This is a genomic window from Brevundimonas sp., from assembly GCF_036677305.1.
GTDB lineage: Bacteria > Pseudomonadota > Alphaproteobacteria > Caulobacterales > Caulobacteraceae > Brevundimonas.
The window spans coordinates 1-21,573 of the sequence record NZ_JAKFEB010000015.1; the positions used below are offsets into that span (position 1 = coordinate 1).

Here is a 21,573-nt window from a genome sequence, read left to right on the forward strand (position 1 = left end):
CCCGCTCACGAGTCCTGAAACGCCGGCGTCGCGCTGGACAGCACTGGGTCCCGGCTTTCGCCGGGATGAGCGGACTGTGTTGTACCAAAGAAAAAGGGCGGCCCTTTCGAGCCGCCCTCTTCATTCTCAGCTGTCCAGGAAGCTCCGCAGCTTCCGGCTGCGGCTGGGATGTTTCAGCTTCCGCAGCGCCTTGGCCTCGATCTGGCGAATGCGTTCGCGGGTGACCGAGAACTGCTGGCCGACTTCTTCCAGCGTGTGGTCGGTGTTCATGCCGATGCCGAAGCGCATGCGCAGGACCCGCTCCTCGCGCGGCGTCAGCGACGCCAGCACGCGCGTGGTGGTCTCGCGCAGGTTCGACTGGATGGCGGCGTCGATCGGCAGGACGGCGTTCTTGTCCTCGATGAAGTCGCCCAGGTGCGAGTCTTCCTCGTCCCCGATCGGGGTTTCCAGCGAGATCGGCTCCTTGGCGATCTTCAGGACCTTGCGCACCTTCTCCAGCGGCATGGCCAGCTTTTCGGCCAGTTCTTCCGGGGTCGGCTCGCGGCCGATTTCGTGCAGCATCTGGCGGCTGGTGCGGACGATCTTGTTGATCGTCTCGATCATGTGCACCGGGATGCGGATGGTGCGCGCCTGGTCGGCGATCGAGCGGGTGATCGCCTGACGGATCCACCAGGTGGCGTAGGTCGAGAATTTGTAGCCGCGGCGGTACTCGAACTTGTCGACCGCCTTCATCAGGCCGATGTTGCCTTCCTGAATGAGATCAAGGAACTGCAGGCCGCGGTTGGTGTATTTCTTGGCGATGGAGATCACGAGGCGCAGGTTGGCCTCGACCATTTCCTTCTTGGCCTGACGGGCCTCGCGCTCGCCCTTCTGGACGGTCTGGACGATACGGCGGTAGTCGTCGATCGGCAGGCCGGCCTCGGTCGCCACGGCGGCGACGTCGCCGCGGATCTGGGCGATCTGGGCCTGCTCGTTGTCGCTGAACTTGGTCCAGCGCACGCCCATCTCCTTGACCCGGTCGGCCCAGGCGGGGTCCAGCTCGGATCCGAAATAGGACTTCAGGAATTCAGGACGCGAAATGCCGTAGCTGTCGGCCAGGCGCAGCAGGCGGCCTTCCAGACCCATCAGACGCTTGTTGATCGCGTACAGCTGCTCGACCAGCGCCTCGATGCGGTGGTTGTTCAGCTTCATCGTCTTCAGCCGGCCCGAGATGGTCGACGTCAGGGTGTCGTAGGCCTTCTGGTCCTTGGCCGAGAGGACCTCGCCCTTCAGCCGGCTTTCCACCAGCTTGTCCTGCAGCTTCCGGAACGCCCCGAAGTCGCCGGCCACCGCGTCCAGCACCTCCATGACGCCGTCGCGGAGCTCCGCCTCCAGCGCCGAGATCGACATGCCGCCGCCGTCGTCGAAGTCCTCGTCCTCCTCGTCGTCCGTTTCCGGCTTGGGCTCGGCGCCCTCTTCCGGTTCGGCGGGTTCGACCACCGTGCCGGCGGGCGGCTGGTTGTGCGGCAGGGACGAGGGGTTCAGCACGCCATAGGTGGCGTCCAGGTCGATGACCTCGCGCAGCAGGATGCGGTTGTTCGCCAGTTCGTCGCGCCACACCATGATGGCCTCGAACGTCAGGGCGCTTTCGCACAGGCCCGAGATCATGGCGTCGCGGCCGGCCTCGATCCGCTTGGCGATGGCGATCTCGCCCTCGCGGCTCAGCAGTTCGACCGAGCCCATCTCGCGCAGATACATGCGCACCGGGTCGTCGGTGCGGTCATAGGCGGCCTTGGCCGGAGTCTCGGCGACGTTGGTCTCGGCGCGCTCGACGACCTCTCCGCCCTCTTTTTCAGTGGTCTCGGCCGCGTCTTCCTCGGCCTCCACGACGTTGACGCCCATTTCGGACAGCATCGCCAGGGTGTCCTCGATCGCGTCGGGCGTCACTTCTTCGGACGGCAGGACCTTGTTCAGGTCCTCCATCGTGACATAGCCCCGCGCCTTGGCCTGTTTGATGAATTTCTTCACCCCGGCGTCGGTGAGGTCGAGCAGCGGACCGTCGCTCTGGGCTTCGGTTTCCTGCGTCTCGGTTTGAGCGCTCATACAGTCTGTTCTCCGGGTGGAGCGGCTGATCAGGCCGTCCGCCAATACAACGTGTGGCGGGGTCGTTGGTTACGAACCCGCACTATCTTCCCAAATCTCTCCGGTTTTGATCGCACGACGCAGCGCATCCCGCTCGGCTTTCAGCCGGCGAAACGCGTCGTCCTGCCCCGGCACGCCACGCGCCGAAGTCAGGGCATCCTCCAGCGCCGCCACGCGGGTGAGCGCGTCGAACGCCTGCGACCATCGGATCCGCGCCTCGCCGAGGGGCTTGTCTGTGGCCAGGAAGGGCGCGCCGGACTTTGCCGCCGCCTTCTCGACCTCGTGCATTAGAACGCCGTGACCCGATTGCGCCAGATGGCGACGCAGGGCGGCGGAGTCAAGGTCCTGACCCGAGAACCGCAGCCGAACCATCTCCTGCGCCAACCCGTCCAGGGCCGGATCGCCGAACCCGTGAGCCGCGATGGCTTCCAGATGGTCGTCCATCCGCTCCGGATCATCGACCGCGCCATGGGCCAGGGCCGCGGCGACCGGCTCGATGGAGCGGGACAGAGATTGCATCGCCTGCGCCCCCTCCGCCGTCTGCCCCAGCTTGGGCGGCGGGCCGGGACGCCAGCGTCCGCCGGGCCCCGTCACCGGTTGGCCGGCGGGCGCGCGGCGCGCGGGAAACAGGGCGTCGAAGCGGTCGAACAGCTCGCGGCGGTACTGTTCCGCCAGATCCTTGTCCTGAATGGCGGACGCGGCCTGGCGCAGCCGGCCCTTCAGGCCCGCCTTGCGCTCGGGCGAATCCAGCGGCTCGACCTCGGCCTCCTTCTGGAACAGCACCTCGGCGAAGGGCCGGGTCGCGGCCATGGCCTGCCGCAGGGCCGGCGCGCCCTTGTCGCGCAGGATGTCGTCCGGATCCTGACCGCCCTCCAACAGGGCGAACCGGAACGACCGGCCCGATTTCAGCTGCGGCAGGGCCCGGTCGATGGCCCGGTAGGCCGCACGGCGTCCGGCCGCATCGCCGTCGAAACACAGCACCGGCTCGTGCGACACCCGCCACAGCCGTTCCATCTGTTCCTCGGTCAGGGCCGTGCCCATGGGCGCGACGGCCGGGATGCCAGCCCGATGGCAGGCGATGACGTCCATATACCCCTCGACCACCACGATGGCCTGATCGCTCTTCGACTCCGCGCCGAGGATGCGCCGCGCCTCGGGCAGGCCGTACAGGGTCGCACCCTTGTGGAAGAGCGGGCTCTCGGGACCGTTCAGATATTTGGCGCGGTCGTCCGGGTTCATCGCCCGGCCGCCGAAGCTGACGATGCGGCCCCGGGCGTCCAGGATGGGGAACATCAGCCGGTCCCGGAACCGGTCATACGGCGCACCGCCGCCCTCTGGTGCGATCAGCATCCCCATCTCGACCAGATCGCCCGGTTTGGCTCCGCGCTGGATCAGGGCGCTCTTCAGCCCCTCGCGATCATTGGGGGCATAGCCGAGGCCGAACCGTTCCCACTGATCCTCGGGCAGGCCGCGCTTTTCCAGATATTCGCGCGCCGCCTTGCCAGGCGACCGGCGCAGGTTCGCCGCGAACCATTTCTGCGCCAGGTCCATCCAGTCGGTGAGCCCCTGCTTCCTGGCCTCGCGCTCGGCGGCCTGCGGGTCCTCGGCCGGCAGGGCCATCCCCGCCTCCCCGGCCAGCCGCTGGACGGCCTCGACGAAGGACAGGCGCTCGGTCTCCTGCAGGAACGAGATGACATCACCGTGCTTGCCCGACGAGAAGTCGTGGAAGAAACCCTTGTCGTCATTGACGAAGAAGCTGGGCGACTTCTCCTTGGTGAAGGGCGAGAGGCCGACGTATTCGCGTCCCTGACGCTTGAGCTTCACCGTCCGGCCGATGATGTCGGACGGTCGAAGGCGGGCCTTCAGTTCTTCAAGGAAACGGTCGTCGAAGCGCACGCTCGCCTTATAGCGCGCGACTCGCCGCTTTGGTGCGCTTTACCTCTCATTAACTAAAATGGCCAAACCACGGCCATAACCGCCTGAATCTACGCGTATTTTTCTGCGCATATCGGAACAATCCACAGGCCTGTGGATTAACCATTCGACCGTCCAGGAAAAGGACGGCTCCGGACGGCGCCGCGGCGAAGATCGCGCACCCCGCCCGAAACGAGAGAGACCAACCATGTTTCTGAGTATCGTCCGTCCGGCGGTCGAGCCCACGGGCGCCGACGTCGTCGCCGTCCCCGGCTCACCCGCTATCGCCGACCTGTCTCCCCGCGCCCTGCACGCCCGTCTGCTTCAGAATGCAGCCCTGCGGCGGATGCGCGGCGCGGAACGCTTGCGTTCGAACCGGCTCGAAGACGCCGACTACTGGCTTCACGCAGCGCCCGTCGCCGTGCGCAAGGCCAGCGCCCTGCGGGAAGCCAGGAGCTTCGCGCCCCTGCCCTAACGCATCGAGTCCGCGAACCGCTGGAACAGATACAGGCTGTCCGTCGGTCCCGGCGAGGCCTCGGGGTGGTGCTGGACGCTGAACACCGGACGATCCTTCAGGGCGATGCCGCAGTTGGTGCCGTCGAACAGGCTGACGTGGGTCTCGGTCACGGCGTCCGGCAGGCTGTCGCGGTCGACGGTGAAGCCGTGGTTCATCGACACGATCTCGACCTTGCCGGTGGTCAGATCCTTGACCGGATGGTTCGCGCCGTGGTGGCCCTGGTCCATCTTCACGGTCTTCGCGCCAAGCGCGAGGGCCAGCATCTGGTGACCCAGGCAGATGCCGAACAGCGGCGTGCCGCTCTCGACCAGTTTCCTGATCTCCGGCACCGCATATTCGCCGGTCGCCGCCGGATCCCCCGGACCGTTGGACAGGACCACGCCGTCCGGATTGCGCGCCAGAATTTCCTCGGCCGTCGTCGTCGCCGGCACCACGGTGATCTTGGCACCGGTCGAGGCCAGGGCCCGCAGGATGTTGCGCTTCACGCCGTAGTCGACGACCACCACCGACTTGTCGGCGGCGTCCACGCGAGGGTGACCTTCCGGCCAGTCCCACAAACCCTCGTCCCATTCGAACGCCTGCAGGGTCGAGGCCGGCTTCGCCAGGTCGAGGCCGACCAGACCGGTCCAGCCCTTCGCCTGCGCCACCAGGGCGTCGAGGTCGAAATTGCCGTCCGGATCATGCGCGATCACCGCGTGGGGCGCCCCGCCGTCGCGGATCAGGGCGGTCAGGGCGCGGGTGTCGACGCCCGCCAGGCCCACGACGCCGCGCCGCTTCATCCAGTCGTCGAACGAACTGTCGGCGCGCCAGTTGGCCGGGTCGGTCGGCAGGTCGCGGAAGACGGCTCCCCGGGCCGAGGTGTCGGACCCGCCGCCGATCTGCTCCAGATCCTCGACGTTGGTCCCGGTATTGCCGACGTGGGGGAAGGTGAAGGCAAGTATCTGGCTCATGTACGAGGGGTCGGTCAGAATCTCCTGATACCCCGTCATGGCCGTGTTGAAGACGACCTCGCCGAGGGCCGAACCCGTCGCGCCGCAGCCGAGGCCTTGCAGGATGGTTCCGTCCGCGAGCGCAAGCACGCCGGTGACGCCGGGAAGAAGCTGGGTGGTCATGGCAGGCTCCCTAGCACCGAATCCCGGCGAGCAAACGGCGGCGTTGCTAAAGAGGCGCCGCTTTCGGGTCAACCGGCGCCGACGACTTGCGCATGAAGGCGAACCAGACGCCCGTCGTGACGATGAAGAAGATGACGGTCGGCAGGATGTAGCCCGGCGCCGCGGCCACCACCGCCGCCGAGGTGAACAGCAGGCCAAGCGCCGCCACGCCGCGCGCCCGCGTCCACCGCGCCAGCCGGAACAGCGACGCCGAGCACAGGCCGTACACCGCGAGACTGAGCACCGACGTCACGCCGATCAGCATGCCGAACTGGCCGCCCAGGGTCGGCTGGCCCGAGATCACCGCGACGACGCTCATGATCGCCCCGCCCAGCAGGGGATTGGCGATGGGCGTGCGATCGCCGGCTCCGAATCCCGAGGGCAAATATCCGTTGTGCGCCGCCGCCCGCGCCGTTTCGCCGCCGAGCATGACCCAGCCGCCCAGAGTGCCGACGGCCTTGATCACCGCCGCGGCGGCCACCGCAGCCCCGATGGACGCCCCGAACACCCGCGCTGTCAGATCGGCATAGGGACTGGAGGACTGGACCAGGACATTGGCGGGAATGACGCCGAACACCGCTGCGCTGGCCGCGATGTAGACGACCGACGCCAGGAGCACGCCCGCGATCGAGGCGCGGCCGACGTCGCGCGCCGGATCCTTGACCCGCGCGGACAGCACCGCCGCGCTCTCGACGCCCAGGAAGGCCCAGAAGATTACGGCCAGCGAGGCTGGAACGCTTTGAGCCAGACTGTTTCCCGAAGGACTCCATGACGCGGCGAAGGTTTCGCCGCTGAAGGCCATCACGCCCGCGGCCACGGCGATGACAATGGGAACCAGGCCGATCGCAAGCGCTACGGCGGCGAACCGCGACGCCGTCCGGGCGCCCAGGATATAGGCTCCGGTCGTCAGCCAGATGAGGCCGAGATTGCAGAAGGTGGCTGCTACCGGCTCCTTCAGGATCGGGAAGAAGAAGCCGAGATAGCCCGTGGCCGCCACAGCGATGGCGACATTGCCGACCAGGCAGGCTGTCCAGAAGGCCAGCGCCGTCTGGAAGCCGAAGAAACGCCCGAGCCCCCGTTCGGCGAAGCCCGACAGGCCGTCGGCGTCGGGCTGCAAACGTCCCAGGGAGGCGAACACCAGCGCGAGCGTCACCGCGCCCATCCCGGCGACCAGCCAGCCGACGATGCTCGACGAGCCGACCGGAGCCAGGGTGGCCGGCAGCAAATAGACCCCCGAGCCGATCATGTTCCCCGCCACCACAAGGGCTGCGAGGCCCCAGCCCAGCTTGTTCCGGTCGTCGGCAGGCGTGTCCGTCATGGGTGAACCTCTGCGATTCGCGCCTGGAACCACGCGACCGCGACCTCGTGATTGGGACTCAGAACGCCGCGATCATAGGCTCCGGCCGACAGATTGGCCTGCACCGCCTCGCAAATAGCCGCGTCCTCGGCCGTGAGGCGATCGGAAGCCTCCAACGCGCCGCCCAGCGCCGCTTCGCCGCCATCGTGGAGAAACAGGTAGTCCAGACGCGTCCGCCCCGGGCCCACCGGAGTCATCCGCTCGATCATGGCCCCGTCGCGATAGACGTTGATCCCGAGGTTCGGCCACAGCCAGCCCCAGACTCCCGCCTGCGGCCCGTCGTTCACCCCGACAGCCTCCTGAACCACCAGATCACCCTCGACCCGGACGCGATACTCGGCGGAGCCCAGTTCATCGGCCAGAACCGGATGGACCGAGCCGATGTGGTAGCCCTCCAGATAATTCTCCGCATAGGTCTTCCAGTCACACGCCAGGTCGTGGCTGCGGCGCAGGGCCGGCGCGGCGATGTCGAGCCCCCGACCGGCCAGCAACGCCTCCAGCGGTGCGACGAGGTTCGCGAGCGGAGGGGCGCCTTCGTCCAGCGTCGCGAACGCCAGGCCGCGCCATGTCTCCAGCCGCAGCGCCAGAAGACCGAACTCCCGCGGGTCAAACCCGTCCGCCGCCCCGAAACCCGCGGCGGAACGCAACCGGCCGTCGAGGGCGTAACGCCAGCCGTGGTAGCCGCAAACCAGCTCGCCCTCGCAATGGCCCCTCGCGCCGCTCACCAGCGGGCCGGCGCGATGACGGCACACATTATGGAAGGCCCGCAGCGCCCCGTCCTTGCCGCGCAGGGCCATCAGCCGGTGACCGGCCACGTCGGACGCGATCCAGTCGCCGGGATCGGGCGCCTCGGCTTCGTGACCGAGAAACAGCCACGAACGGCCGAACACCGCAGAGCGCTCCCGCGCCCACGCTTCGGGACAGCCATAGAGTCGGGCGGGAAGCGTGGCCTGCATTCCGGGATCAAGGCCCCCTGCGGCCACGGCGTCAACCGCCTCTAGATGGTGATCGTCTCCATGCCGGCGAACACGGCGTGAGTGGCGCCGGCGGCCTGGGCGGCCAGACCCCGGTCCGGACGCAGGTTCAACAGCATGACCTGGTCGCAGGTCTGGCGCGCGGCGGCGATCAGGTCATGTGCGGCTCGCCACTCCAGCGGCCCGTCGTGGGCGACTCCGGCGAAGTCGATGGCCAGGCAACGGGCGGGTACGCCCATGAGTCGGCGGACAAGCTCCGCATCGGGCGCGATGTGCAGGATCACGCCCATGGATTTCGCTTCAAAATGCGAGACGGATTCCTTGATCGCATCGAGCGGCGCCTGTTCCAGTCCGCCCATCACCTCGACGAGCAGGTTTCCACGAGGGGAGCCGTGCTGCATGTCCGAGCAGAGCAGCGCGAACCTTCCCCGGCTCGACGTCACGGTCCGCCAGAAGGCCGGCAGCACGCCCACGTCGTCGGGGCCCAGATGCAGCAGGTCGAGGCCGTGGTTCAGGGTCTGAAGGTCGATGCGCTTCAGATCAGTCGGTTCAAGCGTCCTTCGGCCCAGGGCCGCCAGGGCGGGTTCTCCGCCCCTGTGCCGAACGATGCGCCGGATACGCCGGCTGACCGGAATCGAACGGTCGAGGTCGAAGACAGGCTGGGCGGCCAGCGTAATCGCCAGCTCGCGTCCGGCGCGGGTCACCAGGCTGAAGGTCAGGCTTTCATAGGGGGCCGCATAGGCGCGACGTTCGCCGAGCGGAGAATACGCGGTGTCGCTCGCGTGCTTTTCACCACGATCATTGGCCGGATACGCTGGAACCAAGGTCATGACCGCCTCCCTGGCTGGTCTCTAGGTCTTCCACCGTCTCACCATAGCCCCGAACTCAAGAACGTAACCCTGACAAACCTGGTGAAACACCGTTGACTACAACAATGCCCTTTCGGGACACCGGCCCCCTCCCGTGATCCGGGTTGCAGTGGTAGGCAGCGGAATGAGCATCACCACGGTCGGCCTCGATGCCGATGACACCCTCTGGCACAACGAGACGATTTTCCGGCTGACACATGACCGGTTCGTCGCCCTGCTGGCGGACCACGCTGACCGCGCCACGCTGGAATCCCGCCTGGCCGAGACCGAGAAGCGGAACCTGCGGCTCTACGGCTATGGCGTGAAGGGTTTCACCCTGTCGATGATCGAGACCGCCATGGAAATGACGGGCGGCGAGGCGCCGGCCCCGGTCGTCCGCGAGATCCTGGCCGCCGGCCGGGAAATGCTGGCCCATCCGGTGGAAACCTTGCCGGGCGTCGACGAGGCGCTGGCCAGACTGTCGGAGGCGTATCGCCTCGTGCTGATCACCAAGGGCGACCTGCTGGACCAGGAACGCAAGCTGGCCGCCTCGGGACTCGGCGATCTGTTCGCCGCGGTCGAGATCGTCTCGGAGAAGGATCGCCACACCTACGACCGCGTCTTCGCCCGTCACGGCACCGGGGCCGGTGAGGCCGTCATGGTCGGCAATTCGATGCGGTCGGACGTCCTGCCGGCTCTCGAAGCGGGGGCGTGGGCGGTTCATATCCCGTATTCGATCACCTGGGCCCATGAAGTCGCCGAGGCGCCCGGGGCTCACGACCGTTACGGCGCCCTCGACAGCATCGATGAACTGCCGGCCTGGATCGCTTCACGCCGCTGATCCCGCCTCGCGGGGGCCGCCGCCTTTTTCGTGCACGCAGGGCCCCCGCGGCCTTGCCACCGCCTCCCCCCGTCTTTAGACGGGCCGCTTGACCGACAACCCGACCGATCCGCGCCGGCGCCCCGCCGCCGCCTGAGGCCGCGCGCGCAAGGAGCCCGCCCCCCGTGTCAGACTCCGCCATCCCCCACGAAGAGCGCGACGCCATGGTGCGCGCGTCGCTGGCGGCCCACGGCGACAGCGGGATCACGCCGCGGCACACGCTGTTTTACTTCTACGGCGAAGGGGACCACGACGACCTGAACGAGGTCGCGCGGCGCGCCGGTTTCCTGACCCGGGGTCAGGACGACGCCACCATCCTCGAGACGACGATGGCCGTGGACGAGGCGTCCTTCGCCCCGGTCTCGGCCATGATGCAATCCTGGGCCGCGGCCTTCCAGCTGGACTATGACGGCTGGGAGTGCGCGGTCGTGACGAACTAACGGAGGCTGAGATGCCCAAACGTACGGACATCCAGTCGATCCTCATTATCGGCGCGGGGCCGATCGTGATCGGTCAGGCGTGCGAGTTCGACTATTCCGGCGTCCAGGCGTGCAAGGCGCTGAAGGCCGAGGGATATAGGGTCGTGCTGGTCAATTCCAACCCGGCCACGATCATGACCGACCCGGAGGTGGCCGACGCCACCTATATCGAGCCGATCACGCCGGAGTTCGTCGAGCGCATCATCGCGAAAGAGCGGCCCGACGCCCTGCTGCCGACCATGGGCGGTCAGACGGCGCTGAACACGGCGCTGGCGCTGGATGCTTCCGGTGCGCTGAAAAAGTGGGGCGTGGAGATGATCGGGGCCAGGGCCGACGTCATCGACAAGGCCGAGGACCGCCAGAAATTCCGCGACGCCATGGACAAGCTGGGTCTGGAAAGCCCCCGCTCCAAGGCCATCCACCACATCGACGAGGCCGAGGACGCCCTGGCCTTCGTGGGCCTGCCCGCCATCGTCCGCCCATCGTTTACGCTTGCCGGCACCGGCGGCGGCATCGCCTACAATGTCGAGGAATACCGGGAGATCGTGGAGCGCGGGCTGGACCTGTCGCCGACGACCGAGGTGCTGGTCGAGGAAAGCGTCCTGGGCTGGAAGGAGTATGAGATGGAGGTCGTCCGCGACAAGGCGGACAACTGCATCATCATCTGCTCCATCGAGAACATCGACCCGATGGGCGTCCACACCGGCGACAGCATCACCGTCGCCCCGGCCCTGACGCTGACCGACAAGGAGTACCAGCGCATGCGCACGGGCTCGATCAACGTCCTGCGCGAGATCGGCGTCGAGACCGGCGGATCCAACGTCCAGTGGGCCATCAATCCGGCCGACGGCCGCATGGTCGTGATCGAGATGAACCCGCGCGTGTCGCGTTCGTCGGCGCTGGCGTCCAAGGCCACCGGCTTCCCGATCGCCAAGGTCGCCGCCCGTCTGGCCGTCGGCTACACCCTGGACGAACTGACCAACGACATCACCCAGGTCACGCCGGCCTCGTTCGAGCCGAGCATCGACTATGTCGTCACCAAGATCCCGCGCTTCGCCTTCGAGAAATACCCCGGCGCCGAGGCGACCCTGTCGACCTCGATGAAGTCGGTGGGCGAGGTCATGGCCATCGGCCGGACCTTCCAGGAATCCATGCAGAAGGCCCTGCGCGGCCTCGAGACCGGCCTGACCGGCTTCAACGAGATCGAGATCGACGGCGTCGTCGACGTCGAGGACGAGGCCTCCGCCCGCGCCGCCGTCGTGCGCGCGCTGGGCCAGCCGACGCCGGACCGGATTCTGGTCATCGCCCAGGCCTTCCGCCACGGCCTGTCGGTCGAGGAGGTCAACGCCGCCTGCTCCTACGAGCCGTGGTTCCTGCGCCAGATCGCCGACATCGTGCGGACCGAGGGCCATATCCGGGTCCAGGGCCTTCCCACCGAACCGACCGACTTCCGCAAGCTGAAGTCCAAGGGCTTCTCGGACGCCCGTCTGGCCCAGCTGACTGGCCAGACCGAGGCCGCCGTGCGCAAGGCCCGTCGCGGCCTGAATGTGCGCCCCGTCTTCAAGCGGATCGACACCTGCGCTGCCGAGTTCGCCTCGGCCACGGCCTATATGTATTCGACCTATGAGACCGGCGCGCTGGGCCAGATTCCGCAGTGCGAATCGAACCCGACCGACAAGAAGAAGGCCATCATCCTCGGCGGCGGTCCCAACCGCATCGGGCAAGGCATCGAGTTCGATTACTGCTGCTGCCACGCGGCCTTCGCCTTCGACGACATCGGCGTCGAGTCGATCATGGTCAACTGCAATCCCGAGACCGTCTCGACCGACTACGACACCTCCGACCGGCTGTATTTCGAGCCGCTGACGGCCGAGGACGTGCTGGAGCTGATCGACGTCGAGCGCTCGAAGGGCGAGCTGATCGGCGTGGTCGTCCAGTTCGGCGGCCAGACGCCGCTGAAGCTGGCCCATGCGCTGCAGGAGGACGGGGTGCCGATCCTCGGCACCAGCGTCGACTCCATCGACCTGGCCGAGGACCGCGAGCGGTTCCAGCGGATGCTGAACGACATCGGCCTGATGCAGCCGCCCAACGGCCTGGCCCGCAGCGCCGAGGAGGCCGCACAGAAGGCGGACGAGGTCGGCTACCCCGTCGTCCTGCGCCCCTCCTACGTGCTGGGCGGGCGCGGCATGATGATCGTCCACGACCGTGAGCAGCTGGACCGCTACGTCCATGAGGCCATGCGGGTGTCGGGGGACGACCCCGTGCTGATCGACCACTATCTGAACCGCGCCACCGAGGTGGACGTCGACGCCCTGTGCGACGACGAGACGGTCTTCGTGGCCGGCGTGCTGGAGCATATCGAGGAAGCCGGCGTCCACTCGGGCGACAGCGCCTGCTCCATGCCGCCGTTCTCGTTGTCGGCGGAAATCGTCGCCGAGCTGAAGCGCCAGACCGAGGCCATGGCCCGGGCGCTGAAGGTGCGCGGCCTGATGAACGTTCAGTTCGCCATCGAGGAGCCGCACAGCGACGCGCCGCGCATCTTCGTGCTGGAGGTCAACCCGCGCGCCAGCCGCACGGCGCCGTTCGTGGCCAAGACCATCGGCCAGCCGATCGCCGCCATCGCCGCCAAGGTCATGGCCGGCGTGCCGCTGAAATCCTTCGGCCTGGCCGACAAGCCGTATGACCATATCGCGGTCAAGGAAGCCGTCTTCCCCTTCGCCCGCTTCGCCGGGGTCGACACCATCCTGGGCCCCGAGATGCGTTCGACGGGCGAGGTCATGGGTCTGGACTGGAAGCGCGAGGGCGAGGCCGACATGGCCCCCGCCTTCGCCCGCGCCTTCGCCAAGAGCCAGATCGGCGGCGGCACCACCCTGCCCGTCGCCGGCTGCGCCTTCGTGTCGGTCAAGGACGGCGACAAGCCGTTCATCGTCGAGGCGGTGAAGACCCTGCTGGCCGAGGGCTTCAGCATCGTCGCCACCGGCGGGACGCACACCTATCTGACCGAGCAGGGCCTGCCCGTCGGCCATGTGAAGAAGGTGCTGGAAGGCCGGCCCAACATCGTCGACGCGATGAAGAACGGCGAGGTCCAGCTGGTCTTCAACACCACCGAGGGCAAGCAGGCGCTGCTGGACAGCTTCAGCCTGCGGCGCACGGCCCTGATGATGAAGATCCCCTACTACACCACGACGGCGGGGGCCCTGGCGGCCGCGCAGGCGATCGGGGCGATCAAGGCCGGCGAGCTGGATGTGCGGCCGATCCAGGACTACGCGCACGGCTGACCAGTTGGCGGCTATTTCGACCATGCCGTGACTGCAAATTCGGGCGCAGTCCGGTCAGGTTGGCTATGCGGAAACCTGCAAAAGCGGCAGTTGCGGCCCTTTGCTCACCCCTCCGCCGTCATCCTCGGGCTTGACCCGAGGATCAGACGGTCCGATGCTCAGTCGTCTGGCGCACGGGCTCGGTCGCCGGGTCGTCCCACGAGCACAGTTCGCCTCTCGCCTCTGATCCTCGGGTCAAGCCCGAGGATGACGGACTGGGGTGGGTGGGGTGGCAGGGTGATCCGTTCCGCACCGGAGGTTGAGCGGCCTTGACGCTCCCCGGCCGGGTCCCGTCACTCGCAGCATGGACGAGAAGCGCCCGCTCATCGCAACCTATATCGAGGCGAGCCGGCCGTTCGGCGTGCTCTACATTGGCATGACGAGCAATCTCTACCGCCGGGGTAGCGAGCATCGCGGCGGTGAGGGCAGCGGGTTCGCCAAACGCCACGGGTGCAACATCCTGGTCTGGTATCAGCCGTTCGAACTGGTCACGTCCGCCATCCGCCGGGAGAAGGCGCTGAAGCGCTGGAACCGTGCGTGGAAGATGCAGCTGATCGAGGCGAGGAACCCGGAGTGGCGGGATCTGTACCCGTCGTTGCTGGGTCAGGAGAGTGATCCGCGGCTGCCTGATGGGGATGACGGAGGGGTTGCGGCGTTTCTGGCGCGACTTGAGGCGGAGGCGGGGGGCTGACCTCCCTCTACGGCCGTCATCCTCGGGCTTGACCCGAGGATCAGAGGCGGGAGGCGGGCTGTGCGATCGGGACGGCCCGGCGGCCCGGCCCGTGCAACGGTCGACGGAGCACCGGAGGGTCTGGCCCTCGGGTCAAGCCCGAGGGTGACGGCGGAAAGGGGGTGAGGGTTCGTGCACGTCCGTTTCTGACGCACCCGCATGCCAACCTCTCCCGCATGGAACACTATCGTCTGCGCAAATATCGCGGGCCGGAGACGTGGGCGCAGGTGCGCAAGGCCTATGTCGCCGGAGAGTCCGCGCCGTCCGTCGCCCGCAGGTTCGATGTCGGGCTGGCCAACCTGCGCCGCCGCGCCATGGCCGAGGGATGGACCCGAAAGCGGATCGCCGAACGGCTGGACCTGAGGCCGCTGCGGGGCGGGGCGGACGATCCGCCGCCGGCCTTGATGGCGCTGGCCGAGCTGGAAGCCATGCCGGAGACGCCGCGGATCAATCCGCACGCGGCGCTCAGCAAGGCGGTCCGGCGCGCGGCGTGGCTGGTCAGTCAGGGAAAGGCGGCCGAGGCGACCGCCCTGCTGCGCGCGGCCGAGGCGCTGGACAGGCTGAAATGGGCGGCGGGGTAGCGGCGCCTAGATTCCCGACGCAGCCTCGGGGTCCGCCGTCGCATCCCGCCCCTCGACGATCCGCGCCGCCGTCAGGTCGGCGGTGACATTGCCGACGGTGCGGAAGATGTCCGGCACCACCTCGACGGCCAGCAGCAGCGGCAGGACGTCCAGCGGCAGGCCCATGGCCAGGGCGATGGGGGCGATCGAGGCGAAGAAGCTGACCTGGCCCGGCAGGCCGACGGTGCCGACGCTGATGGCCAGGGCCGCCACGCTGCCGGCGATCAGGACGCCGGGCGTCAGGACGATGCCGTACAGGTGGGCGACATAGATGCAGACGGCCAGGTTGGCCACGGTCGAGGTGATGCGGAAGATGGCCACGGCCAGCGGCAGGACCAGACCGGCGGTCGCCGGCGAGACGCCGAGCCGGTCGATGGCCCGCTCGACCATCACGGGCAGGCAGGCCAGCGAGGACTGGGTCGAGAAGGCCACGACCTGGGCCGGGGCGGCGGCGCGGGCGAAACGGCCCAGCGTCACCCGGCCGAAGACGACGGCCACGACATAGGTCAGCAGGATCAGGCCGATCAGGGCCAGGGAGACGATGGCGATGTAGTGGCCCAGCACGCCCGCAGCGCCGAGACCGGCCCGCAGGCCCACGCCCAGCGACAGGGCGAAGACGCCGACGGGGGCGGCGCGCAGCACCCAGTGGACGATGACGATCATCGTCTCGGACACGGCCTCGAAGAAGATGGTCAGCGGCTGGCGCAGGCGCGACGACAGGCGGGTGGTGGCGAAGCCGAAGACGATGGCGAAGACCACGATCCCCAGGATGGCGTCGTCGGCCGCGGCGCGGATCGGATTGGCCGGAGCCAGGCTGGTCAGGAAGGCCGAGAAGCCGCCGCCGCCGAGATTTTCGCGGACCGCCTGATCGCCGACCGCGCCGGACAGCAGCAGCCGGCCGCCCTCGGGATCGATCGGCCAGACGGCGTGCAGCCCCATCGAGGCGAGCACGCCGTAGACGGTGGCTCCGATCAGCAGCAGGGCGAAGACGACGATCGCCTTGAGCGCCAGCCGGCCTGTCGCGGCGGCGTCGGCGATGGAGGCGATGCCGGTGACCAGAAGGCTGAAGACCAGCGGAATGATGGTCATGCGCAGGGCGTTGAGCCACAGCTGGCCCAGCCCCTCGACGAGGGCGACCGTGCCGGTCCCTCCGGGAATGCCGTAGGCCTGCGCGGCGGCGCCGGCGGCCAGTCCCCCGATCAGGGCGACCAGCACCCACAGGCTGAGCGAGGAGAAAAGGGCGGCGGTCCGCGACTGTGTCATCCGTCGAAGCTAGGGGCGCCCGGGGCCAGCGTCGAGAGGTTTGGCGTCGGGTGGCCTGGCGTCGGGGGACCTGGCGTCGAGGGCCGCCATCACGGCCTGCGCCGCCGCCGCCAGCCCCGGCGGCGTCAGGTCGGTGACCAGAACCCGTTCCAGCACGGGCCGGTCCCGCGTCTGTCCGGTCCGCAGATAGGCCGGGTCGTAGTGGGCCTCGATCAGCTGCGCGGCCAGTTCGGCGATCTCGCCCCGCGCCGCCATCTCGCGCCATTCCGCGACACTGGCCCTGGCGTGGTGGCGCGGCAGGCGCGTCAGGGCCCTGTCCAGGGCCTCGGGGTCGGCGGCGATGTCGGCGTAGGTCTCGACAATATGGGCCACGCGCGCGGCCAGGGGCACGGTCAGCTCGATCACCGGCGCCAGGGACATGGCGGCCCACAACGACGGAGGAATGACCCGCGCGCCGATCTTGCTGCTCTCGGCCTCGGCGACGACGGGACGCGACGGGTCCAGGCGGGAGAGGGCGTCGTGCAGCCGGGTCTCGAAGGCCTTCTGCGAGGGCTGGCCGCCGGCGAGGGCGCCGAACAGCGAGCCCCGGTGCGCGGCCAGGGCTTCCAGATCCAGCGTCTGGGCTCCCTGCGCCGCCAGCGCGGTCAGCAGGGCCGTCTTGCCCGAGCCCGTCGGGCCGTCCAGCAGCATGAGGCGGTGCGCGACGGGCTGGTCGTAGAGCGCCGCCGTCACCTGCCGGCGCCAGGTCTGATAGCCTTCGTGAAGGACAGCGACCGGCCAGCCGACCTGATCCATGACCGTGGCCATGGCGTTAGAGCGCTGGCCGCCGCGCCAGCAGTAGACCAGGGGCTGGAAGCTCCCGCCGCGGTCGGCGAGCGGGCCCTCGAGATGGGCGGCGATGTTGCGGGCCACCATGGCCGCGCCGGTGCGGCGGGCGAGGAATTTGGAGCCCCGGACATATTCGGTCCCGACCGCGGCGCGCTGCTCGTCGTCCAGCACCGGCAGGTTGACGGCGCCGGGGATGTGGTCGAGCGCGAACTCGGCGGGGCTGCGCACGTCGATGATGGCGTCGAAGGCGTCGCGCGCCCCGGGACACAGCTCGACGGTGCGCCGGATCATGGGGTCACGCGCACCCGCGCCGGACCGTCGACGACGCGGCCGACGACGGGGGCCGCGAAGCCCTCGATCCGGGCCAGGGCCTGGAGGGCGGGGGCGTCGGCCTCCGCGACCGAGATCAGGAGACCGCCGGATGTCTGGGGGTCCGTCAGCAGGTCGCGCCGCCACGGTTCGAGGCCGTCGGGAAGATCGACCTCGGCGCCGTAGCCGGCCCAGTTGCGGGCCGAGGCGCCGGTGCGGACGCCGGCCTCGAGCAGTTCCTGGACGCCGGAAAGGGTCGGCGGGCGGGCGGTGATCTCGACTGTGACGCCGGCGCCGCGCGCCATCTCGAGGGCGTGTCCCAGCAGGCCGAAACCGGTGACGTCGGTGACCGCGTGCACGCCGGCCTGGCCCGGCAGCCGGGCGCCGAGGCTGTTCAGCCGGGTCGTGGACTCCTTCAGGATCCGGTAGCCGTCCTTGCCCAGACGGTCCTGTTTGAAGGCCGCGCTGAGGACGCCGACCCCGAGCCCCTTGGTCAGCAGCAGGACGTCGCCCGGGCGCGCGCCCCGATTGGTCAGGACCTTGTCCGGATGGACGAGGCCGAGGGCGACCAGGCCGTAGATCGGCTCGACGCTGTCGATCGAATGGCCGCCCGCGACGGGGATGCCCGCGGCCGTGCAGGCAGCGGCTCCGCCCTGGAGGATGCGGCTGATGGTGCGCGGGGACAGGACGTTCACCGGCATGCCGACGATGGCCAGGGCGAAGATCGGCGTGGCGCCCATCGCATAGACGTCCGACAGGGCGTTGGTCGCCGCGATCTGTCCGAAGTGGAACGGATCGTCCACCACCGGCATGAAGAAGTCGGTCGTGGCCACCAGCGCCTGCCCGTCGTTGAGCCGCCAGACCGCCGCGTCGTCGCTGGTCTCGGTTCCCACCATCAGATCGGCGAAGGCCGCCGCCTGCGGGACGCCCTTGAGAATGTCCTGCAGCAACGAGGGCGCGATCTTGCAGCCGCAGCCGCCTCCGTGGGCCAGCGAGGTCAGGCGGGGCTCGGGCGTGCTCATGCGTCGGGTTTGGGCGAAACCGCTCGTGAACTCAACAGCCGCGGCGCCGTGATAGCGTGGCGACATGCGCCGTTCCGTCCTCGTTTCCGCCGCCCTTCTGGCGATCGCCCTCCCCGCCGCCGCGCAGGAGGCCCGGCCCCGGACCTGGGCCAATCCGGTCGACGTGGATTACAAATACAATTTCGAGCAGACGCACCGGGGGATCAGCTACCGCACCGGCGCCGATCCGGTCATCGTGCTGCACCGCGACCGCTACTTCCTGTTCCAGACCCTGGCCGACGGCTACTGGACCTCGAGCGATCTGCTCGGCTGGACCTTTGTCCAGCCCGACAAATGGCCGTTCGAGAGCAATGTCGCCCCCGCCGCCGTCTCGGACGGGGAGCGGCTGTATCTGATGCAGTCGGCGTTCGAGCCGCGGCCGCTGCTGGTCAGCGAGCATCCCGAGACCGGCCGCTGGGACTGGCACACCCGCATCCTGCCGCCCGTGCCCGGCGCGGTCAGCCGCAATGAGGAAGGCAGTCTGGGCGAGGGCGGAATCCCGGCGGGCAAGCTGCCGCCCGGCCCCTGGGACCCGGGCCTGTTCATCGACGACGACGGGAAATGGTACCTCTACTGGGGCAGTTCGAACGTCTATCCGCTGTACGGATCGCAGATCGATCCGACGCCGCCGGTGCGGTTCATCGGCGAGCCGACGCGGCTGCACGTCCTGCATCCCGACCGGCACGGCTGGGAGCGGTTCGGCCAGGATCATTCGGGAACCCTGCCGGACGGCACGGCCATCAACCCCTTCATGGAAGGGGCGTGGATGACGAAACACGGCGGCCGCTATTACCTCCAGTACGGAGCGCCGGGGACCGAATACAACGCCTACGCCAACGGGACCTATGTCGCGTCCAGCCCGCTGGGGCCGTTCGAATACGCGCCGTACAATCCGGTCAGCTACAAGCCCGGCGGCTTCGTCGAGGGCGCGGGCCACGGCTCGACCTTCCAGGACCGGCACGGCAACTGGTGGAACACCGGCACGCCGTGGATCGGGCACAACTGGACCTTCGAGCGGCGCATCGCGATGTTCCCGGGCGGCTTCACGCCTGACGGCCAGATGCATTTCTCGAGCCGGTTCGGCGACTATCCGCAGCGCATGCCGACCGCGAAGGTCGACGACCCCGAGAGCCTGTTCACCGGCTGGTTCCCGCTGTCCTACAAGGCCGAGGCCGAGGCCTCGTCGACGCGTGGGGAGTTCGTCGCCGACCGCGCCACCGACGAGAACCCGCGCACCTTCTGGGTCGCCGACCGCAACGAGGCGGGCCAGACGCTGACGGTGGACCTGGGCGGGCTGAAGGAGGTCCATGCGGTGCAGGTGAACTATGCGGACCATGAGTCCGGCGTCTATGCCGAGCGGCCCGACATCCGCACGCGGTTCCGCCTCCTGACCTCGCGCGACGGGGCGGACTGGGCGGTGTTCGCGGACCTGTCGGACTCGGACCGCGACAGGCCCAACGCCTATGTGGAGGGGGAACGGCCCGTGCTGGCCCGCTATGTCCGTTACGAGCACGGCGAGGTCGCCGCCGCCAACCTGGCCATTGCGGATCTGCGCGTGTTCGGCACGGCCGACGGCCTGGGGCCGGAGCAGCCCGACCTGCGGGTCCGACGCGGCGAGGACCAGCGCAACGCCACCGTCTCGGTCACGCCGGTGTCGGGGGCGCTGGGGTACAATGTCCGCTGGGGCGTTGCGCCCGACCGGCTGTTCCAGACCTACCAGGTCTATTTCGACGACCTGCGCGACATGGGCGACGCGCTGGAGGTGCGGGCCCTGAATGTCGGCGTCGACTACTGGTTCGCGGTCGAGGCCTTCTCGCCCAGCGGGATTTCGCCCCTGAGCCGGACGGTGCGCGTCCCCGCGCGCTGATCCCCGGTTTTGCGTTGCCAACCTGCGATGCGCGGACCAAGCTTCGCCCGTTCATGACGGGGGGAATGATGCGACTTCTTGCAACCACGGCGGCGCTGGCCCTGCTGGCCTTCGGTCCCGCCGCCCAGGCGCAACAGGGCTCGACCGACGCCGAACTGCGGCAGGCCGTGGCGCGCGACTATGACGCCAACCTGGCCGCCCTGTTCGACGACTTCCATCGCAACCCCGAACTGTCGGGCATGGAGGTCCGCACCTCGGGCATCATGGCCGCCCAGCTGACCGCCCTCGGTTATGACGTCACAACCGGCGTCGGGGGGACGGGCGTGGTCGCGGTGCTGCGCAACGGCGCCGGGCCGACGGTCATGATCCGCGCCGACATGGACGGCCTGCCGCTGAACGAACAGTCGGGACTGGCCAACGCCTCCACCGTCAAACAGGTCGACAGCGACGGGGTCGAAAAGCCCGTCATGCACGCCTGCGGCCACGACGTGCACATCACCGCCCTGATCGGCACGGCCCGCCAGATGATGGCGCGGCGCGCGGACTGGTCGGGCACCCTGGTCCTGATCGCCCAGCCGGCCGAGGAGCGTATCTTCGGCGCCCGGGCCATGGTGCAGGACGGCCTGTATTCCCGTTTCCCCAAGCCTGACTACGCCCTGGCCTTCCACGTCTCGGCGGATCTGGCCAACGGACTGATCGACCTGCCGCTGGGCATCACCTCTTCCAGCTCGGACAGCATCGACATCGCGGTGCACGGCGTCGGGACCCACGGCGCCTATCCGCACATGGGGATCGACCCGATCGTGGTCGCCTCGGCCATCGTGATGAACCTGCAGACCCTGCCCAGCCGCAGCATCAATCCGCTGGAGGGGGCGGTCGTCACCGTCGGCGCCATCCACGGCGGCATCAAGCACAACATCATCTCGGACCGCGTCGACATGCAGCTGACCGTCCGCGCCGACAATCCGGAGACGCGGACCGCCCTTCTGGACGGCATCGACCGCGTCGCCCGCGGTACGGCCATCGCCATGGGCGTGCCCGAGGACAAGCTTCCCACCGTCGTGCGTTCTCCCACCGAAACCACGCCGGCCACCATCAACGACGCCGCCACCGCCGCCCGCGTGCGGACCGCCATCAGCGCGGCCATGGGCGGCGACCGCGTGGTGGACGTGGCCCGCACCGGCATGGGCGCCGAGGATTTCGCCTATTTCGTCACGCCCGAGAGCGGCGTGAAGGGCGTCTATTTCAGCGTCGGGGGCACCCCGGCCGATCAGGTGGCGACCGCGCCCGGCCACCACTCGCCCCTGTTCCGCATCGATCCCCGGCCGTCGGTCACC

General features: G+C 68.8%; 17 protein-coding genes. 8 read left to right on the plus strand and 9 right to left on the minus strand.

Annotated features, from left to right (window positions below; translation table 11 throughout):
• Nucleotides 1-126: 126 nt before the first annotated feature.
• Both rpoD and dnaG read right to left on the minus strand, forming a co-directional pair.
• Nucleotides 127-2,082 (minus strand): RNA polymerase sigma factor RpoD, encoded by a 1,956-nt coding sequence (rpoD, locus tag V6M42_RS00685; protein ID WP_332659412.1) that lies wholly within the window; start codon nt 2,080-2,082, stop codon nt 127-129.
• 69 nt (nt 2,083-2,151) lie between these two features.
• Entirely contained in the window at nt 2,152-4,017 is a 1,866-nt protein-coding gene (gene dnaG, locus V6M42_RS00690) for a DNA primase (RefSeq protein ID WP_332676463.1), read from the minus strand.
• Nucleotides 4,018-4,243: 226 nt separating this feature from the next.
• Between dnaG and V6M42_RS00695 the strand changes: the two genes are divergently transcribed.
• Nucleotides 4,244-4,510 carry a hypothetical protein gene (locus V6M42_RS00695; RefSeq protein WP_332676464.1) on the plus strand — a complete coding sequence of 89 codons (267 nt, stop codon included), beginning with the start codon at nt 4,244-4,246 and terminating at the stop codon, nt 4,508-4,510.
• Here the strand turns inward: V6M42_RS00695 and carA are convergent.
• From carA to V6M42_RS00715, 4 genes are read right to left on the minus strand one after another with little or no spacing between them, the layout of a single operon-like run.
• The gene (gene carA, locus V6M42_RS00700; protein ID WP_332676466.1) at nt 4,507-5,664 is read right to left on the minus strand and encodes a glutamine-hydrolyzing carbamoyl-phosphate synthase small subunit; all 1,158 of its coding nucleotides are present in this window, start codon (nt 5,662-5,664) and stop codon (nt 4,507-4,509) included. The genes V6M42_RS00695 and carA overlap by 4 nt on opposite strands.
• A 46-nt stretch (nt 5,665-5,710) precedes the next feature.
• A complete protein-coding gene (locus tag V6M42_RS00705) occupies nt 5,711-7,021 on the minus strand; it encodes an amino acid permease (protein WP_332676469.1) in 1,311 nt (436 codons plus the stop codon).
• A complete protein-coding gene (locus V6M42_RS00710; RefSeq protein ID WP_332659418.1) occupies nt 7,018-8,016 on the minus strand; it encodes an aromatic ring-hydroxylating oxygenase subunit alpha in 999 nt (332 codons plus the stop codon). The genes V6M42_RS00705 and V6M42_RS00710 overlap by 4 nt, the downstream gene beginning before the upstream one ends.
• Before the next feature lie 41 nt (nt 8,017-8,057).
• Nucleotides 8,058-8,864, minus strand: a complete 807-nt coding sequence (locus V6M42_RS00715) for a hypothetical protein (protein ID WP_332659419.1) — start codon at nt 8,862-8,864, stop codon at nt 8,058-8,060.
• Nucleotides 8,865-9,027: 163 nt separating this feature from the next.
• On the opposite strand from V6M42_RS00715, the gene V6M42_RS00720 reads away from it, so the two are divergent.
• The 5 genes from V6M42_RS00720 to V6M42_RS00740 all read left to right on the plus strand — a co-directional run bounded on the left by V6M42_RS00720 (nt 9,028) and on the right by V6M42_RS00740 (nt 14,869).
• The gene (locus V6M42_RS00720) at nt 9,028-9,723 is read left to right on the plus strand and encodes an HAD family hydrolase (protein ID WP_332659420.1); all 696 of its coding nucleotides are present in this window, start codon (nt 9,028-9,030) and stop codon (nt 9,721-9,723) included.
• Between the two features lie 164 nt (nt 9,724-9,887).
• Complete coding sequence (locus tag V6M42_RS00725; RefSeq protein WP_332641045.1) at nt 9,888-10,202, plus strand: hypothetical protein; 315 nt, start codon at nt 9,888-9,890, stop codon at nt 10,200-10,202.
• An 11-nt stretch (nt 10,203-10,213) separates the two neighbouring features.
• Nucleotides 10,214-13,519, plus strand: coding sequence for a carbamoyl-phosphate synthase large subunit (carB, locus tag V6M42_RS00730; RefSeq protein ID WP_332676470.1), 3,306 nt, complete (start codon nt 10,214-10,216; stop codon nt 13,517-13,519).
• 343 nt (nt 13,520-13,862) lie between these two features.
• Nucleotides 13,863-14,249, plus strand: coding sequence for a GIY-YIG nuclease family protein (locus V6M42_RS00735; protein ID WP_332659423.1), 387 nt, complete (start codon nt 13,863-13,865; stop codon nt 14,247-14,249).
• Between the two features lie 215 nt (nt 14,250-14,464).
• Nucleotides 14,465-14,869, plus strand: coding sequence for a hypothetical protein (locus tag V6M42_RS00740; RefSeq protein WP_332659424.1), 405 nt, complete (start codon nt 14,465-14,467; stop codon nt 14,867-14,869).
• A 6-nt stretch (nt 14,870-14,875) separates the two neighbouring features.
• On the opposite strand, the gene V6M42_RS00745 is transcribed toward V6M42_RS00740, so the two are convergent.
• From V6M42_RS00745 to selD, 3 genes are read right to left on the minus strand one after another with little or no spacing between them, the layout of a single operon-like run.
• Nucleotides 14,876-16,171 carry a dicarboxylate/amino acid:cation symporter gene (locus tag V6M42_RS00745; protein WP_332676472.1) on the minus strand — a complete coding sequence of 432 codons (1,296 nt, stop codon included), beginning with the start codon at nt 16,169-16,171 and terminating at the stop codon, nt 14,876-14,878.
• A gap of 9 nt (nt 16,172-16,180) precedes the next feature.
• Entirely contained in the window at nt 16,181-17,290 is a 1,110-nt protein-coding gene (mnmH, locus tag V6M42_RS00750) for a tRNA 2-selenouridine(34) synthase MnmH (RefSeq protein ID WP_332676474.1), read from the minus strand.
• Nucleotides 17,287-18,330: a selenide, water dikinase SelD gene (selD, locus tag V6M42_RS00755; RefSeq protein WP_332676476.1), complete on the minus strand. Its 1,044-nt coding sequence runs from the start codon at nt 18,328-18,330 to the stop codon at nt 17,287-17,289. The genes mnmH and selD overlap by 4 nt, the downstream gene beginning before the upstream one ends.
• A 64-nt stretch (nt 18,331-18,394) precedes the next feature.
• Here selD and V6M42_RS00760 point away from each other — a divergent pair, with 64 nt between their 5' ends.
• Together V6M42_RS00760 and V6M42_RS00765 are read left to right on the plus strand one after the other, a co-directional pair.
• Nucleotides 18,395-20,236, plus strand: coding sequence for a family 43 glycosylhydrolase (locus tag V6M42_RS00760; RefSeq protein WP_332676478.1), 1,842 nt, complete (start codon nt 18,395-18,397; stop codon nt 20,234-20,236).
• A 68-nt stretch (nt 20,237-20,304) separates the two neighbouring features.
• Nucleotides 20,305-21,573, plus strand: a 1,269-nt coding sequence (locus V6M42_RS00765; protein WP_332676480.1) for an amidohydrolase, incomplete at its 3' end; no start/stop codon positions are given.

Coding starts and splice junctions, on each gene's coding strand:
- rpoD (WP_332659412.1), bottom strand. CDS start 2,082: ATGAGCGCTCAAACCGAGACGCAGGAAACCGAAGCCCAGAGCGACGGT.
- V6M42_RS00695 (WP_332676464.1), top strand. CDS start 4,244: ATGTTTCTGAGTATCGTCCGTCCGGCGGTCGAGCCCACGGGCGCCGAC.
- carA (WP_332676466.1), bottom strand. CDS start 5,664: ATGACCACCCAGCTTCTTCCCGGCGTCACCGGCGTGCTTGCGCTCGCG.
- V6M42_RS00705 (WP_332676469.1), bottom strand. CDS start 7,021: ATGACGGACACGCCTGCCGACGACCGGAACAAGCTGGGCTGGGGCCTC.
- V6M42_RS00710 (WP_332659418.1), bottom strand. CDS start 8,016: ATGCAGGCCACGCTTCCCGCCCGACTCTATGGCTGTCCCGAAGCGTGG.
- V6M42_RS00715 (WP_332659419.1), bottom strand. CDS start 8,864: ATGACCTTGGTTCCAGCGTATCCGGCCAATGATCGTGGTGAAAAGCAC.
- V6M42_RS00720 (WP_332659420.1), top strand. CDS start 9,028: ATGAGCATCACCACGGTCGGCCTCGATGCCGATGACACCCTCTGGCAC.
- carB (WP_332676470.1), top strand. CDS start 10,214: ATGCCCAAACGTACGGACATCCAGTCGATCCTCATTATCGGCGCGGGG.
- V6M42_RS00735 (WP_332659423.1), top strand. CDS start 13,863: ATGGACGAGAAGCGCCCGCTCATCGCAACCTATATCGAGGCGAGCCGG.
- V6M42_RS00740 (WP_332659424.1), top strand. CDS start 14,465: ATGGAACACTATCGTCTGCGCAAATATCGCGGGCCGGAGACGTGGGCG.
- V6M42_RS00745 (WP_332676472.1), bottom strand. CDS start 16,171: ATGACACAGTCGCGGACCGCCGCCCTTTTCTCCTCGCTCAGCCTGTGG.
- mnmH (WP_332676474.1), bottom strand. CDS start 17,290: ATGATCCGGCGCACCGTCGAGCTGTGTCCCGGGGCGCGCGACGCCTTC.
- selD (WP_332676476.1), bottom strand. CDS start 18,330: ATGAGCACGCCCGAGCCCCGCCTGACCTCGCTGGCCCACGGAGGCGGC.
- V6M42_RS00760 (WP_332676478.1), top strand. CDS start 18,395: ATGCGCCGTTCCGTCCTCGTTTCCGCCGCCCTTCTGGCGATCGCCCTC.